Source organism: Bergeriella denitrificans NBRC 102155 (assembly GCF_001592185.1).
GTDB lineage: Bacteria > Pseudomonadota > Gammaproteobacteria > Burkholderiales > Neisseriaceae > Neisseria > Neisseria denitrificans.
Window position 1 is genome coordinate 1 of sequence record NZ_BCWL01000033.1, and the last position, 13050, is coordinate 13050.

A 13050-nucleotide genomic window follows, 5' to 3' on the forward strand; every position below is an offset into this window, starting at 1 on the left:
CGGCGCACGCTCACTTTCTCCAACACCTCTCCCGTCGGCAGGCGTACCGGGTATTTCAGTTTCACGTCTTGGCTGATACCCATCTCGCTGTGCAGTTGTTTGGCTTGGGTCATTTTTGCAATCCTTTTTCAAAAACAGGCCGTGCGGGGCGGCCGGACGAATCCCGCATGTCGGATGTCAGTTTAGGCCGTCTGAAACCGCGCGGCTTTTAAAAGCCTTTAAAAAAAACACCCTGCCACAAAGCAGGGTGTTTCTTGTTCCGGGTCGGTTTTTCAGACGGCCTACGCGCCGATGTTTTTACGCATTTGGCTGAGTACGTCTTGGCCGTCCACGCGGTAGGCGTTGGTCAGGGCGTTGAAATACAGCACTTCGCGGCCGTCGAGCATTTGGCGGATTTCGGTGGCTTGGAAGGTGCTGCTGAACTCGGCCTTTTCCTTGGGTTTGTAGCCACCCAGCGCGTTTTTGCTGAACACGGCGGTGACAAACGTCACCAGCGGCACTTCCTGCGCCAAGCCGCGCGCGTCGAAGGTCTGGTAGTTGGCGCGTACCATCAGCTGCACCGCTTTGAACGGGTTGGCGGCGCGTTTGGCGACTTCGGGGAAGAAGCTGTTCCACGTAATTTCGCCTTCGAGAGCTTCCACGCCGTTGGGCAGTTTGATGGTGCCGGCCAAGCCCAAGCCTTTGAATTCGTCTTGGCCGATTTCCATTTCCGGCAGTTTGAATTCGGCGGCTTTGCCCAAGAGGTTGTTGCCGTCGATATAGACGTTGGCGTTATAAATGGCGTTAATTTGGCTCATGTTGTTTTCCTTTCAGACGGCCTTAATTCGTACCGGCCAGATTGACCAGATATTTGCGGGTCAGCACGCTGGTATTGGTAATGCGCTCGGCAGGCAGCTTGGGCGTGTAGTCGTACACAATCGGCACCTGGCCTTTGCTGAAGGCGTCGGCCAAATCGTAGTCGTAATCCAAGCCCACGTTGAAGCCGACGATGGAGCGCAGCGTGCCCAGATAGGTGCGCACGGTTTCCACCAGGCTGTCCAAGAGTGCGTCGTCAATCGGGCGGTCGATGTATTGCAGCTCGGCGCGGCGGATACTCTCGTCAATCAAATCGCCGGTGCGCTGGGCGGTTTCGAAGTTTTTGATGTGGGTCACGCTCGGGAAGCAGGCCAGGCGGTTGCCCCAGAGGCGGTAGCCCGTGCCGTAGCTGTTGAATACGGTGGTGATGCCTTTTTCGTTGAGGCGGTTGGTTTCGCTCTGCGGGTCGTCGGCGCGGGCGGTCAGGCCGATTTCCACGCCGGTGACGCCCAAAAGTTCGCGGTTGGAAATGCTGTACCAATAGCCGTTTTCCACATCGGTTTTCATGCGCAGCCCTGCGGCGTGGGTGGCAAGGCTTTCCAAACCCAATAAGCCGGTAACGTGCGGATAAAAAAGCTGGGCGCGGTCGCTGGACGTGTTGAAATTAATGCTGCCGGAAGGACCCCGTCCTTCCATCGCCTGCGACAGACCGGTGCCTTTGGGGGCGTTGATGTAGGCGATGGCATGGAGTTTTTCCGCCAGCACAATCATGGCGGCGGCGCAGGCGGCGGTTTGGTCGTATTCTGGCACGATAATGATTTTGGCGTCCGTGCCGAAGCGGTTGAAGCCTTCGGTCAGCAATTCCAAGCCGGTGCGCTTGCCGGTGGCTGCCTGAAAGCCGCCGAGAATGTCGGCTTCGGTCACTTTAGCCGGGTCGGTGTAGGTGTAGTCGACGGCGGGGTCGGCCGGTTTGGTTTTGAACACGATTTCGCCGGCGGCGGCGTCAAGGGTGTAATCCGCGCCCTCACTCAATTCTGTGCCGCCGTCGCGCACGGTGTAGCCCGGCTGCAGCGCGATATGGGCGGTGCGGGCGGTCAGCGTGTCGGTGTCGACGGTTAAGGCTTCGCCTTGTACCGCGGTTTTGTGTTTGTCCGGGTCGCAGACGTTGACCACGTAGGCAATGCCCGAGCCGTAGCGCGTGAAGATGTGCGCCGCGTCGGGGAGCGTGAAGCCCTTGGCGGTTTGCGTGCCGAACTGCGCGAAGTCTTTTTTGGTTTGGCACACGGTCAATTCGTTGACCGCGCCTGCCGGAGCGGTGCCGACGATGGCGGTAATGGCGCCGTCGACGGTGTAAACGGGATTGGAGCCGCCGTCAATGCGGATGGTCTCCGTGCCGTGGTGGAATGCTGCTGCCATGTTGTTCTCCTAAATCAATAGCAAATCTGCCTCGTCCCCCTCTCCCGCCGCAGCGGGGGAGGGTTAGGGGTGGGGGTCGGGTTTCAAATCGGTATCTAAGGGCTGCCCGTCGCGGCGGTAGCGGGCGGCAATAAACTTGGGCAGGTTTTCTGCCGCGCAGACCTGCACCTGCTGCGTCTCGGTCTGCACCCGCAATTCATACTGCCACGCGCCGCCGTCTTCGCTCAGGAAGGCTTCCGAGAGCAGATGGCAGGGCAGGCAGTGCGGCGGCGCGTAGCCGGTCACGGCCAGCCTGAGCGCGTCGAGCAAATCCAAAGCCGCGCCGTCGTGGTGCAGGCCGCGCCCGAACACGGTCAGGTGCAGCGTGATGTCGCGCTGCTGGCCAATCATGCCCAGCCCGTCGGGGCGGCTGAAACGGCTGCCCTGATAGCCCACCAGTATCGCGCCTTTCGGGTGGATAAAGCGGTAGGCGGCGGGATTGTCGGGAAACAGCTCCACCGCATAATCGGGCAAGGCCGTCTGAAGATGGTCGCGCAGGGCGAGCAGTATCGGTCGTGTCGCCGCCATCAGTAGCCGCTCCAGTCCTGCCGGCGGTTGGCGCGCACTTGGTACGCGCCGCGCTCGCCGTGCGCTTGCTCCACCGCACCGCCGGACGGCCCGGCGGTGTCGCCGACACGCACACCCAAATGGATTTTGCCGTCGCGGATTTGCTCCAACAGCTTCACCGCATTGGCGTGCGCCGCCTCTAAGGGCTTGGGGAAATCCGCCGCATTCACCCGCCGCTGGTGCAGCCACCACCGCGCAATATCCGTGCAAATCGGGCGCAGCAGGCTGGGCGCGGGGTCGAGCGGCAGGGTATAACGCCCCATCAGATAGCCGTCGGCCAGCTCGCAGGCGTAGGCGATGGCGCGGTCAACGATGGCCCAATCGGGTTCGCTGCCGTAGCCGTCGTCATTGGAAAGCTGAATCAGCTCCGTGCGGCTGACGGCGGCGGCCAAGTCTTCGCGGCTGATGTACACGTCTTACTCCGCTTCCGCTTTGGCGCGGCGGCCGCCGCGTTTGGGTTTGCCGGTATCGGCAGGTGCGGCTTCGGCGTTTTCAGACGGCCTTTCCGCATCGGTTTCGGACGGTAGGCCGTCTGAAATTTCTGCCTGTTGCGCGTCCAACTCTTCGCCGGTGCTCAAAGTCGGGCTAACGTGCACCGCCACCGCTTCGTATTGCGCGTCGGTCAGCTCCACCGCTTCGCCCGTTTCCACGCGGAAGTCTTTACCCGCTTCGTCCTGCAGAATCAGCGGTGTGTTGGCAATATAAATCTTGGCCATGATTAACCTTTCAGCAATACGCGGATGATGTCGCCCGCCGCTTCGGCCGCGGTCAATGCCGTGCCCGCAGCCTTCGCCGCACCCGTTACCGCGCAGCCCTGCGCGTCCGCGCCCACTTCGTTGCCCGCAGCCACCGCGCCACCGGCTTCTACCAGCGCAATGCCGATGATGTCCGCAGCCGCGGTATCGCCCTCGTCGCAGTCGTAAGGCGACACGCCCAACACCGCTTCGCCGGCCTTGGCCTGTTTGTTTTCAAAATTTACAAAGCGGTTGGCCACAATCGGACCGGCTGCTTTGACGGTAGCGGTTAAGACCACTTGTTTGGTTTGTGCCATATCGGTTCTCCAAAGTAGGTCGGGCATTCCTGCCCGACACAGGATTTAAGCAATCGCTTTTTCAAACAAAAAGCCGCAAGTCGAGCCGACCACCGCCGCTTTGCGGATGTCGGTGTAGCGGGCGTATTCCACTTTGCCGCCTTCGGCTTCGTAGCGGTCGACCAGCGGCATGCCGCGTCGGCGGAAGGTGTAGCCGAAGCTCGGCTCGCCCTCGTCGTTGCCGCCGGAGGCCGCATTCGGGCGCACAATCAGGCTGGCGAACTTGCCCCACACGTCGGCGGTCTGTTTTTTGGCATGAGGAGTGGATACCGCGCCGCCGACGATGATGTCGTCCAAATCCAACAGATTGCGGATTTGCTCGGTACTCAGCAGCGTTTTGCGCTCGTTCGCGCCCAATGCGCCGCGCAGGGCTTCGTTTTTCTGCAAAGCGTGCAACACGCTCGCGCCCACCACCAACACGCGCGGGGTCACGCCGCAGGCGGCACGCACCACTTCTTTGGCGTCGGCGATTTCAGACAGTACATCGGCTTCTGGGTTGCTCCATTGCTTGGTGGCGGACAGGTCTTTGCTGTGGCCGGATTCGTAAGCCGCCTTACCGGAAAGCAGGCGCGCCGTTTCAATCTCTTGGCGCAGCTGCACGCCTTTCACGGCGCGGCGCGTGGCCTTGGCACGTTCGTCGTATTGGCTTTCGGCCTGCTCGCGGTAGTCCACGCCGGCCGCCAAATCGTGCTCTTCCAGCACCACCGGCAGATAGCCCGGGCTGTCCAGCGTGATGATGTTGGAGGCCGCGCCGACGGCGCGTTCGGTGTCGTATTCCACAAACGAGCCCTTGCCGAACACCGGCACGCGCACACCTTCTTTGTCGGTGAATACCACCGGGAACACGCGCTCGGCGATAAAGTCGGCCTGCTTGTAGCCCAAAGCGAGCCGGGTCAAGACCGGATCGACCTGACCGCGCAGTTGTTTCAAATGAGCGTTACTCATGTTTTTTCCTTTTTGAAATGTTGCGGTGTCGCAACTTTTGATTAAACAGCAGCCGTGCGGCGCGCGGCCTCGGCGTAATCAATGCCTTCTTTTTCCGCCAAAGCCAGCGCGCGCTCGTGGTGGCTTAGGGCTTCGGGGTCGGCGGCTTCGGCAAAGTCGGCGGACAAGTCTGCCGGTTTCACGGTTTGGCGGCCTTTGGCCAGATGGCCGCCCAGTTTGTACTCGGGCAATACCGCCGCCAAGAAACCGCGCAGCGCAGCCGCCAACGGCTTCTTGGCTTCGCCTTCGCCGAAATCGGCGGTGTAGTGTTCGGGGTGCTCGGCAAAATCCAGCGCACGCACCACTAAGTCTTTATCGGCCGGTTTCAGACGGCCTGACTTCACCAAGCCTTCGGCAAAGTCGGCATTCTGTTGGTGGGCGGCTTCGCGCAAATCGCGCTCCTGCTCGTCCTGCAGCTTTTGCAGCTCGGCGGCTGTTTCGGCAGCCTGCGCCTTGGCCGCAGCGGCTTCCGCTTCGGCTGCTTCGCGGGCGGCTTTCTCCGCCGCCAGTTGTTCTTCCAAGGTCATGGGGTTCTCCTGTGGGTTGGGGTTGGGTTGGATTTCAGGTTCGGCTTCGCCGAATTGGGCAAATTCCTCGTTTTCCGCAAAGGCCACCGCCGCCAGTCCTTTGACTGCGGGCGGATGTGCGCCCAAGAAACCGACATGGCGCAAATACCACACGCCGGGCTTGGGGTTGTTCGGACTGGACGGCGGGTAGAAGCTCGCCGAAACTTTCTTATAGCGTCCGGCACGCACCAAACCGGCGAAATCATCGTCCACTTGGGCGAAGTCGGCGGAAAGCGTGCCGCCGTCCGCTTTCAAACCGCCCACCCAGCCGTAGGCAGGCGCGTCGGTTGCCGGATGGCCGACCACTACCGGCGCTTCGTGCAGCGCGGGGTCGTAGGCAGCGGCCGCCTGTTCCAACTCGGCAGCGGTAATCGTGACCTTTCTGCCGTTGTTGTCGGTATGCGTACCCGCCCTGAAAATCTCGTGAGCCATAAAAAAATCCCTGCTTTATCCTTATCGTTGCAGGGATTGTCGCCCGCCGCAGGTGCGGGGTCTTTTAAAAGGCTTTAAAAATTCAGACGGCCGAAGGGCGGTTTCAAAAAAGCCCCAAATTTGCGTTTTAAGCGCGTTTCGGCTGCGGGGTAGGCAAACCCTCGACCGCATTCCGAAACGCAATATAAAAGCGGTCAGGACAAAACCTGACCGCTATTGCGCTTGAAAGCCTACGAAGCGAACAAATCAATCTGCCGTTTCGCCCGATGATGAGCCGCCGCATCGCGCACAATCTTATAAATCTGCTGCATGGTCAAATCGAACTCACGCGCCAGCTCCGCATGGTTTTTGCCGTCGAACCTGCGCCAGATTTCCGCATCGCGTTCGTCCAATTTACCCAAATGGTTTTTGGGGATATACAAAAGCTGGCCGCCCCAATGCTTGCTGATGTGCGCCGACACCTGCCGCGCCGTGATTCGTGCGGTCTGGCGGTCGGTATTCGACACCGACACCAAACATGCCGCAATCTGCTCCTCCAAATCGACCATCAATTCCGCCGCCCGTTTGTTATCCGCTATGCTCATACCGTACCTACGACTCTCAAAACCCATTTCTTCAAATGCTCGATGACTTTTGACGCATTATCTACGTCCAGCCACCCCTGATAATCCACCCCCGTCATGCGCTTCACAAACTTGGCCAGAGCCAGCTCCGACGGATTGCGTACCGCGCCCAAGCGGTGCAGCTCCAACCACAGCGCGCGTATTTTTTTAACCTGCCCCGCCATATCCTCCTGCGGCTCGAACACCGGAATATCCGCGCCGCCGCCCTGCGGCTTGGCCGCCACCACAAAACCCCGCGCCTTCATCGCCCGCAGAGCCAGCTCCAATTCTTCAAGCGATAATTTGGTGCTGCTCGTCTTGCCCTGAGACACATTGGCCAGCAGGCAGCGGTAGTCCCCATCGGCCAGCAGCAGCTTGGACTTGGCAACGTGCAGCAGCTTAATCAGGCGGCTGCGTTTTTGGGCGGCGGTTTCCATTTTACCTTTCGCGGAATTCTCAAAAAGTGCAACAGCGTTGCACTTTTTACATTAATAATCATGTTGTTATAAATTATTCTATCCGCAAAATAATGGGATGGCAAATAAAAATGCCGTCTGAAAATATTTTCAGACGGCATTTGCACGGGGCTGCTTTACGGATTGACTGCGTCTTTCAAAGCCTTGCCCGCTTTAAATTTCGGAGCGGTATGCGCCGGCAGTAAAATGGTTTCGCCTGTTTTGGGATTGCGCCCGTTACGCGCTTCGACTTTGACGGCGCGGAAGGTGCCGAAGCCGGTCAACGCCACTTCTCCGCCGCCCGCCAATTCGTCAATCACGGCGCATTCAAACGCCTGCAACGCGCGGGTAGCTTCTGCTTTGGTCAGGCCGGATTGTTCGGCAATCGCGGCAATCAGTTCGGTTTTATTCATGGTTTACTCCAAGTTTTGAAATGCGGCAAACCGTGCCGCGCGGGTTCAGGTTAATGGATGTTTACTTTGTGTTTCTCTGCGTGCTCTTGCAGTGCGTCCCTCATGGCAAAGGCCATGCGCTGCGCCTCGGTTTGCTGCTGCTTGTCTTTGGGCGGTTGCTCGCCAAAGCAGCTTACTGCCACGCCTTCCGGTACGTCTTCCAATACAATCATTAATTTCGCCATTGTTTTCCTTCCTATTCAGTCAGGCCGCCGAGCTGTTCCAGCAGCTCCGCCAGCATGATTTCCAGCATACTGCACATAATTATTTGTTCGGCGTATGCCTTGCTTTGCGCGTCATCTGCACCTTCGGACTCTTCCAATACCGTATCCAGCCATCTGATACGTTTAAACGTCAGCTCGTCGGTCAATACAAAGGCAATACGGTCGCGCCATACCAAACCCAGCTCCGTAACCGTCATGCCGTTTTGCGCATGGCGCACCACGTCTTCATCAGTCAAATTTTTCAGAGATACGCGTACTTTCGGAGCTACATTGCCCACACCGCGCAGTGCTACATCACAATCCAGCTCGAAGCCGCCGCCGCATTCGCCGAGCAGCAGCCATTCGGTCATCAGGCTGCCCGGCGACTGCTTGGTATGTGGCAATCGGGCTTCCAATCCGCCGAGTGCTTCACGCAGCTTGACCAGCAGGTTTTCCGAACGGTTACGGGAGGCGGTGTCGACCAACAAATATCGTCCGGCAAAAATGCCGTAAATGCGGGAAGTGTTGGTCAGTGCGCGCGGCAGCAAATCATCGATAATCTGCCAGCGCAACTCCCCGCGTTCGCGGCGGCCGATTGTGCGCCCTTCATTTCGCTCGATTTTCAGAACTTTATCCGTAAGCAGTGTATTGACGGTACCCGACGGCAATATCTTTTCTTCGCGTTTCAGGCAGAATTTCAGACGGCCTTCGGTTTCGTAAACCGCACGGTCAAAATCAAAAGGTACGGGATTACTGAAACCCTCGGAGAACCGATCCAAACCTTGCGGCGGTACAAACCAACTGCCGCCGAGCGATTCTTCCAAATGCCTTGCCTCGGGTTTTTCCAACAAAACAAACGGTGTCAATTGTTTGAACCACATCTCTTACACCTTCGCAATATCTAAATTCATCAATTGATACGCCCCCGCCTCATCGCGTTTGTACACGCGCACAAACGGCTTGCTGGTATGCACTTGCAGGCTGTCGCTCAAAGCCTCCATTGCTTTCTGCCATTTGTGGTCTTCGATGTCCAAACGGCGCAGACCCAGCACGCGGGCGGTGGAGAGGTTGCCTTCTTTATCCACTTGAAATGCCGCGTTAATCAGCGTTTTCAATTCGCTGCGGCTGCCTTCCGTCCATTCGTTGATACACTCGTCAATCAGGGCTTTGGCGGCCAGCAAGCCTTCGTCGAAGACCAGCGTGTCCTGAATCGCCAGATTGACGCGGTATTGGCCGTCGAAGCTGTGCAGGCTGATATTGCCTTTCTTGCCGCCGAGCTTTACGTCGTAGCGGTCGGCGGAAAGCTGCGCGAAGGCGGCAATATCGTCCATTGCCTGCTGTTTGAAATCAGCGATATTTGCCTGTACCGCCTGCGCCTTGCCGACTATTTCCATTACCAGCTCATCGCGCAGCAGGTCGGTTTCTTTGATGTTGGCCAGCGGGATTAAATTGCCCTTGGCGTCTTGTCTGTATTGGCTTAAATCAGTCATGTTGTTTTTCCTTTCGTTGCCTGTTTCAAAACTTCTTTCAAACGGCCTGCCGCTTGGCGGCCTTTTTCCATATCGAGTTTCGGCGGCTCGAGCATTTGGCGCGGTATCAGGCGCGGCGGCAGGTTGCGTATCAGTTCGGCCACATTCGGCCATTCTTCAAAATCGGCCAACATCTTAAAGGCCGTCTGAATGCGTATCCGGTCGAGTTCCTCATTCCATGCTTCGCGCCCGGCGAGCCGCTGCGCCCACATCTCGCCGACTACCGCCATATCCGCCGCAGCCGGACGGCCTTTCATGTTTTGCGCCGAAAGCATGGTCAGCCCTTGCGCGATTTCCAGCCGCAGCCAGTCGTTTCCCGCCCATTCCAGCAAAGCCGCCGCGCCTTGCCGCAGCTTGCTGTTTCTTGCTCCTCCGCTCCCTCCTCCGTCATGACGGGAGAGAGTCGGGGCGGGGGCTTGCTGCTGCCAGAATGTGATGTTTTCCAGCAGGAAGCCGTGCGACGACAGAGGCGGGGTCAAGCGGCCTTTGTCGCGGGCTTCGAGGCAGCGGCCGGCCGCCCAAATCCATGCTTCCCTCGGCGCGGGGTAGGCTTTTCTGCCGCGGCTGATTTCCCCCGCCCGTATCATCGGCAGCAGCTCCCCGAGCAGCTTGGCTACACGGGCAAAGCTCAAATCTTTTTCAGACGGCCGAAACAGGGTCAGATACTTGAGCATGGCGCGGGTCAGTTCGTCGGAAATGCCCGTCAGCGCAATCAAGGCTTCGCGTGCGTCGTCATGGGCAATCAATACCTCCAAGCTCATGGCCGCGCCGCAGGCGGGGCAGCGTAGTTTCATGGCTCAATCTCCTTCCAGTAAAACCAGAACCCGATGGTTATGGCCGTGATTGCGTTTTTGGTAATTCGGGGTTTGGTAATAACGTATGGTTTTGACCTGCACATTCTGCCGTTTGGCCAACTGGTAAACCGTACCCGTATCAATCAAGTTTTCCCCTTTGTACAGCGCGTAGATTTTGGCTCCCATCTCAAGCCGCCTTTCTCAAATCTTCGCTGCTCAAACAGCGCAATGCCTGAGCCACCACATCGGCTTCTTCTTCCAGGGCATCCGCCGATACCAGCAGCAAAATAAACACCCCCTGCGTATCCGACAGCTCGCAGCATACGCAGCCGCTGCGCTCGCGCCACACTTTGGCCTTAATCCTGCCGTAATCCCGCTCAATCTTCATCACACCCTCCAATCGGCTCATACACCACGCCCGCCATCAATTCGGCCTCATTCATACCGCCGTACACCTTTTCCCAAGCCTCGTGTGCCTCCGCCGCTTCTGCCGCCGCCGCACCCTGCGGGGAGCAGGCAGAAAATATCGCCAACACCGCCAGCCACAGCAGCAGGATATAGGCGGTAATCAATCGTTTCGCGCTCATCACACACCCCGCACCACATCGCCGTCTACCGTATCGAAGCCCAGCTCCGCCGCCTGATTCATCGCCGCAGATACCAAGTTGTTAACCGCCAGCGGATAGAGCAGGCTGTGCAGCTCCGTGCCTTTGCTGCTGCGGCTTTTTACCGTCAGCCGCTCCGCTACAGCGTCGATGGCCGACTGTGCCAGAATTTGGGTAACGTCCGCTCCGGCGCGGGCAAACTTGTGCTTCAGATAACCTTCCAATTTGCCGTCGGTCAGCGGCAGGAGCGTCACCACTTCGCAACGCTGCACCACCTCGCGGACAGCCGGATTGTTTTCGCTGAGCTTCTGCGCCAGCTCGGTCTGCCCGATTAGCACAATGCCCAACAGCCGCTCGAAGCCCGATTTCAATTCAAAAAAGCGTTTCAGGTGCTTCAGCGTCGGCAGCGGCAGGCCGTGCGCTTCTTCGATTAAGAGCAAATGCTTGTTGCCCGCCTTCGCGCTTTCCTGCAAGGCGCGGTGGATTTGGCGGAAACGCGCTTCGGGGCTGCGTTTCGGGCTGCTGCCCGGCGATACCGCTTCCAAAATCGCTTCGGCAATATGCACCGCCTTGAGCGTTTTGCCTTTCTGGTCGTTGTCTTCCATCGCCAACACATACGGCTCAATCAGCACAATCTGGCGGCCTTCGCGGTTGATGCGGTCTTGCAAATCTTCGCGCAGGGTCGATTTGCCCGCGCCGCTTTCGCCCACCACCGCCACAAAGCCGCCGTGGCAGGCCGTCTGAAACATCGCCTCGCGTACATAGCGCACATCGGGGGTCATAAACACATCATCGGCAGACTGGATTTCATCGTGGAACGGGTCGCGCACCAGCCCGAAATGCTGTTTGGCGGCTTGGTTGATTTTCGCTTTTCGTAGTAACATCTCTTTGTCCTCGCTTTCATTAGGGTGGGCAGGTGCGGCTTCCGGCTCGTTTCTCAGGCTCGCTGGGATGTCCGCACCATTCTTTTCAAAATACTGCTTCAGTTTTTCGCGCAATTCGTTTGCGCCTTTTTTCGGCCAGTTCCCGTGGTTCACCACCGCTACCAACATCGGCTTGCTGCAGCCGATTTCGGCGGCAGCGGCAGCATAGGATTTGCCGATTTGTTTAAACGCTGCTTTCATAAGCTTCCCGTTCTGTGAATTTTCAGACGGCCTGCATTCATCAATTTATCGAACGCCTCGTCCAATCTGCTTGCTTCTATGCCTTGCGGATAGGCCGTCTGAAGCATCCTGACCGCCTGTTTCCAATCGCCGCCCGCGGCTTCGATGCGCGGTTTCAACAGCTTGGCCATTTCCACCTTGGAGAGCACCTGCTCGGCTACTTCCATACGGTTGTATTCCATCTGCGTGCCTTGTTTCGGCAGATACAGCGTATTGCGTGCGGCCAGCGTATCTTCCTGATGTTTGTAGGGGTCGATTTCGCCGTTAAACGGTACGGCCTTACCTTTGCGTTTGGCCGCCGCTTCTTCCAATGTGTCCGCGCCCATCGCCAATTTGTCCAGCTCCTTGGCATGTTGCTGCGCGACGGTATCGATCCGGCCTTTGTATTCCGCCCCGATAACTGCGGCATCGGCTCGGAAGCCCATTTCGTCAAACTCAATCTGCGGTACTGCCTGCCAGATTTCGTTGCCATCGGCATCATAGGTTGCCACCCGTGCGCCGTCGGTTTCCCAAGGGTTCTTGGCCACCAAGAGCTTCTGCCCGACCAATACGCCCCGAATGTCTTTCACGCTGTAATAGCGGCCGCCGAAGCGGATTTCCAAATCGGGCGACACCTTCGCCTCTTTCGGCGTGCTGATGGCCAGCTCCCTGCAATATTCCGCAGGGGGCGGCAGAATAAGCTGCTCCGCCTTGATTTTGTTCCAAGCCTGATAGCGGGTCAGGCCGTGGCGGCTGTGGATTTGCGTGGCGTTGTAGTAGCGCATCCAACGTTCCGCCAGCTCGTTCAATTGGTCGATGTCGGATACTTCGGTAAAGCGCAGGCCGCTTTCAAACGCCGTTTCCACAATGTTGTTGGCTTTTTCCACCTGCCCCTTGGCGCGCGGATTGCCCGGCTTGTTAATCTGCACATGCACATCCAGCGATTTACACAGATTTTTGAATGCCGCCGAAGTATTCGCGCTGCCCGGGTCGAGCATCACCATGCGCGGTACGCCGCGAAACGGGTCTTTGGCAATATCTTCTTTGGCCTGCATCATGTAGATGAAAAAGTCGCACAGGTTGGCCGAAGTCTCGCCGCCGAAGTAGTAGCGGGCGACAATCGCGCCGCTGGCGTGGTCGGTGCCGGTGTATCTCCACACACGGTCCTGCTCGATTTTGATGACGTTTTTCGGCTTGTTTTTGTAAAACTCCTCCTCTTTCATCACCCGCAGCCCCGTGTCTCTGCCTTGGCGCGGCAGGTAGTAGAGTACGCACAAACTCGGGTCGATTTGCCAGCAATGGTTCGGGTGCTCCGACTTCATGCGGTTGACCGGGTCGGGCTGCAAAAGCTGGTCGGGGTGCAGCCGGTATTCGCGCAA

20 protein-coding genes are annotated in these 13050 nt (G+C 58.2%); all 20 read right to left on the reverse strand.

Going from position 1 to position 13050, the window contains the following annotated elements; genetic code table 11:
• Positions 1-281: 281 nt before the first annotated feature.
• Positions 282-797, reverse strand: coding sequence for a phage major tail tube protein (locus BDE01S_RS03530; protein WP_066077495.1), 516 nt, complete (start codon positions 795-797; stop codon positions 282-284).
• Positions 798-819: 22 nt separating this feature from the next.
• Entirely contained in the window at positions 820-2211 is a 1392-nt protein-coding gene (locus BDE01S_RS03535) for a phage tail sheath family protein (protein ID WP_066077497.1), read from the reverse strand.
• 63 nt (positions 2212-2274) lie between these two features.
• Entirely contained in the window at positions 2275-2778 is a 504-nt protein-coding gene (locus BDE01S_RS03540) for a Gp37 family protein (protein ID WP_066077498.1), read from the reverse strand.
• Positions 2778-3230 (reverse strand): gp436 family protein, encoded by a 453-nt coding sequence (locus BDE01S_RS03545; RefSeq protein WP_066077500.1) that lies wholly within the window; start codon positions 3228-3230, stop codon positions 2778-2780. Before BDE01S_RS03545 ends, BDE01S_RS03540 begins: the two co-directional genes overlap by 1 nt.
• A 3-nt stretch (positions 3231-3233) precedes the next feature.
• On the reverse strand, positions 3234-3533 hold the full coding sequence (locus BDE01S_RS03550) for a hypothetical protein (protein ID WP_066077502.1): 300 nt from the start codon (positions 3531-3533) through the stop codon (positions 3234-3236).
• 2 nt (positions 3534-3535) lie between these two features.
• Complete coding sequence (locus tag BDE01S_RS03555; RefSeq protein ID WP_066077504.1) at positions 3536-3868, reverse strand: capsid cement protein; 333 nt, start codon at positions 3866-3868, stop codon at positions 3536-3538.
• A 45-nt stretch (positions 3869-3913) separates the two neighbouring features.
• Positions 3914-4852 (reverse strand): hypothetical protein, encoded by a 939-nt coding sequence (locus tag BDE01S_RS03560; RefSeq protein ID WP_066077508.1) that lies wholly within the window; start codon positions 4850-4852, stop codon positions 3914-3916.
• A gap of 41 nt (positions 4853-4893) precedes the next feature.
• Positions 4894-5889 carry a 2-oxoacid:acceptor oxidoreductase gene (locus BDE01S_RS03565; protein WP_066077510.1) on the reverse strand — a complete coding sequence of 332 codons (996 nt, stop codon included), beginning with the start codon at positions 5887-5889 and terminating at the stop codon, positions 4894-4896.
• A 230-nt stretch (positions 5890-6119) separates the two neighbouring features.
• The gene (locus BDE01S_RS03570) at positions 6120-6473 is read right to left on the reverse strand and encodes a Mor transcription activator family protein (RefSeq protein ID WP_066077512.1); all 354 of its coding nucleotides are present in this window, start codon (positions 6471-6473) and stop codon (positions 6120-6122) included.
• A complete protein-coding gene (locus BDE01S_RS03575; protein ID WP_066077514.1) occupies positions 6470-6928 on the reverse strand; it encodes a regulatory protein GemA in 459 nt (152 codons plus the stop codon). Before BDE01S_RS03575 ends, BDE01S_RS03570 begins: the two co-directional genes overlap by 4 nt.
• Before the next feature lie 155 nt (positions 6929-7083).
• Complete coding sequence (locus BDE01S_RS03580; RefSeq protein ID WP_066077517.1) at positions 7084-7359, reverse strand: HU family DNA-binding protein; 276 nt, start codon at positions 7357-7359, stop codon at positions 7084-7086.
• Positions 7360-7409: 50 nt separating this feature from the next.
• Positions 7410-7583, reverse strand: a complete 174-nt coding sequence (locus BDE01S_RS11260) for a hypothetical protein (RefSeq protein WP_156472595.1) — start codon at positions 7581-7583, stop codon at positions 7410-7412.
• A gap of 11 nt (positions 7584-7594) precedes the next feature.
• Positions 7595-8482: a recombination-associated protein RdgC gene (locus BDE01S_RS03585; RefSeq protein ID WP_066077518.1), complete on the reverse strand. Its 888-nt coding sequence runs from the start codon at positions 8480-8482 to the stop codon at positions 7595-7597.
• Between the two features lie 3 nt (positions 8483-8485).
• Positions 8486-9091, reverse strand: coding sequence for a DUF3164 family protein (locus BDE01S_RS03590; RefSeq protein WP_066077520.1), 606 nt, complete (start codon positions 9089-9091; stop codon positions 8486-8488).
• Complete coding sequence (locus tag BDE01S_RS03595) at positions 9088-9924, reverse strand: HI_1489 N-terminal domain-containing protein (RefSeq protein ID WP_066077521.1); 837 nt, start codon at positions 9922-9924, stop codon at positions 9088-9090. Before BDE01S_RS03595 ends, BDE01S_RS03590 begins: the two co-directional genes overlap by 4 nt.
• A 3-nt stretch (positions 9925-9927) precedes the next feature.
• Positions 9928-10110: a hypothetical protein gene (locus BDE01S_RS03600; RefSeq protein ID WP_066077523.1), complete on the reverse strand. Its 183-nt coding sequence runs from the start codon at positions 10108-10110 to the stop codon at positions 9928-9930.
• Between the two features lies 1 nt (position 10111).
• Complete coding sequence (locus BDE01S_RS03605) at positions 10112-10333, reverse strand: hypothetical protein (protein ID WP_123795580.1); 222 nt, start codon at positions 10331-10333, stop codon at positions 10112-10114.
• Positions 10302-10511 carry a hypothetical protein gene (locus BDE01S_RS03610; protein WP_066077528.1) on the reverse strand — a complete coding sequence of 70 codons (210 nt, stop codon included), beginning with the start codon at positions 10509-10511 and terminating at the stop codon, positions 10302-10304. The genes BDE01S_RS03605 and BDE01S_RS03610 overlap by 32 nt, the downstream gene beginning before the upstream one ends.
• A complete protein-coding gene (locus BDE01S_RS03615; RefSeq protein ID WP_066077530.1) occupies positions 10511-11653 on the reverse strand; it encodes an ExeA family protein in 1143 nt (380 codons plus the stop codon). Before BDE01S_RS03615 ends, BDE01S_RS03610 begins: the two co-directional genes overlap by 1 nt.
• A partial coding sequence (locus tag BDE01S_RS03620; RefSeq protein ID WP_066077532.1) for a TnsB C-terminal domain-containing protein occupies positions 11650-13050 on the reverse strand: 1401 nt, incomplete at its 5' end. The genes BDE01S_RS03615 and BDE01S_RS03620, both read right to left, overlap by 4 nt.

Excerpts from the sequence above, each read along its gene's own strand:
- BDE01S_RS03530 (WP_066077495.1), bottom strand. The coding sequence starts at position 797 with ATGAGCCAAATTAACGCCATTTATAACGCCAACGTCTATATCGACGGC.
- BDE01S_RS03535 (WP_066077497.1), bottom strand. The coding sequence starts at position 2,211 with ATGGCAGCAGCATTCCACCACGGCACGGAGACCATCCGCATTGACGGC.
- BDE01S_RS03540 (WP_066077498.1), bottom strand. The coding sequence starts at position 2,778 with ATGGCGGCGACACGACCGATACTGCTCGCCCTGCGCGACCATCTTCAG.
- BDE01S_RS03550 (WP_066077502.1), bottom strand. The coding sequence starts at position 3,533 with ATGGCCAAGATTTATATTGCCAACACACCGCTGATTCTGCAGGACGAA.
- BDE01S_RS03555 (WP_066077504.1), bottom strand. The coding sequence starts at position 3,868 with ATGGCACAAACCAAACAAGTGGTCTTAACCGCTACCGTCAAAGCAGCC.
- BDE01S_RS03560 (WP_066077508.1), bottom strand. The coding sequence starts at position 4,852 with ATGAGTAACGCTCATTTGAAACAACTGCGCGGTCAGGTCGATCCGGTC.
- BDE01S_RS03565 (WP_066077510.1), bottom strand. The coding sequence starts at position 5,889 with ATGGCTCACGAGATTTTCAGGGCGGGTACGCATACCGACAACAACGGC.
- BDE01S_RS03570 (WP_066077512.1), bottom strand. The coding sequence starts at position 6,473 with ATGAGCATAGCGGATAACAAACGGGCGGCGGAATTGATGGTCGATTTG.
- BDE01S_RS03575 (WP_066077514.1), bottom strand. The coding sequence starts at position 6,928 with ATGGAAACCGCCGCCCAAAAACGCAGCCGCCTGATTAAGCTGCTGCAC.
- BDE01S_RS03580 (WP_066077517.1), bottom strand. The coding sequence starts at position 7,359 with ATGAATAAAACCGAACTGATTGCCGCGATTGCCGAACAATCCGGCCTG.
- BDE01S_RS11260 (WP_156472595.1), bottom strand. The coding sequence starts at position 7,583 with ATGGCGAAATTAATGATTGTATTGGAAGACGTACCGGAAGGCGTGGCA.
- BDE01S_RS03585 (WP_066077518.1), bottom strand. The coding sequence starts at position 8,482 with ATGTGGTTCAAACAATTGACACCGTTTGTTTTGTTGGAAAAACCCGAG.
- BDE01S_RS03590 (WP_066077520.1), bottom strand. The coding sequence starts at position 9,091 with ATGACTGATTTAAGCCAATACAGACAAGACGCCAAGGGCAATTTAATC.
- BDE01S_RS03595 (WP_066077521.1), bottom strand. The coding sequence starts at position 9,924 with ATGAAACTACGCTGCCCCGCCTGCGGCGCGGCCATGAGCTTGGAGGTA.
- BDE01S_RS03600 (WP_066077523.1), bottom strand. The coding sequence starts at position 10,110 with ATGGGAGCCAAAATCTACGCGCTGTACAAAGGGGAAAACTTGATTGAT.
- BDE01S_RS03605 (WP_123795580.1), bottom strand. The coding sequence starts at position 10,333 with ATGAGCCGATTGGAGGGTGTGATGAAGATTGAGCGGGATTACGGCAGG.
- BDE01S_RS03610 (WP_066077528.1), bottom strand. The coding sequence starts at position 10,511 with ATGAGCGCGAAACGATTGATTACCGCCTATATCCTGCTGCTGTGGCTG.
- BDE01S_RS03615 (WP_066077530.1), bottom strand. The coding sequence starts at position 11,653 with ATGAAAGCAGCGTTTAAACAAATCGGCAAATCCTATGCTGCCGCTGCC.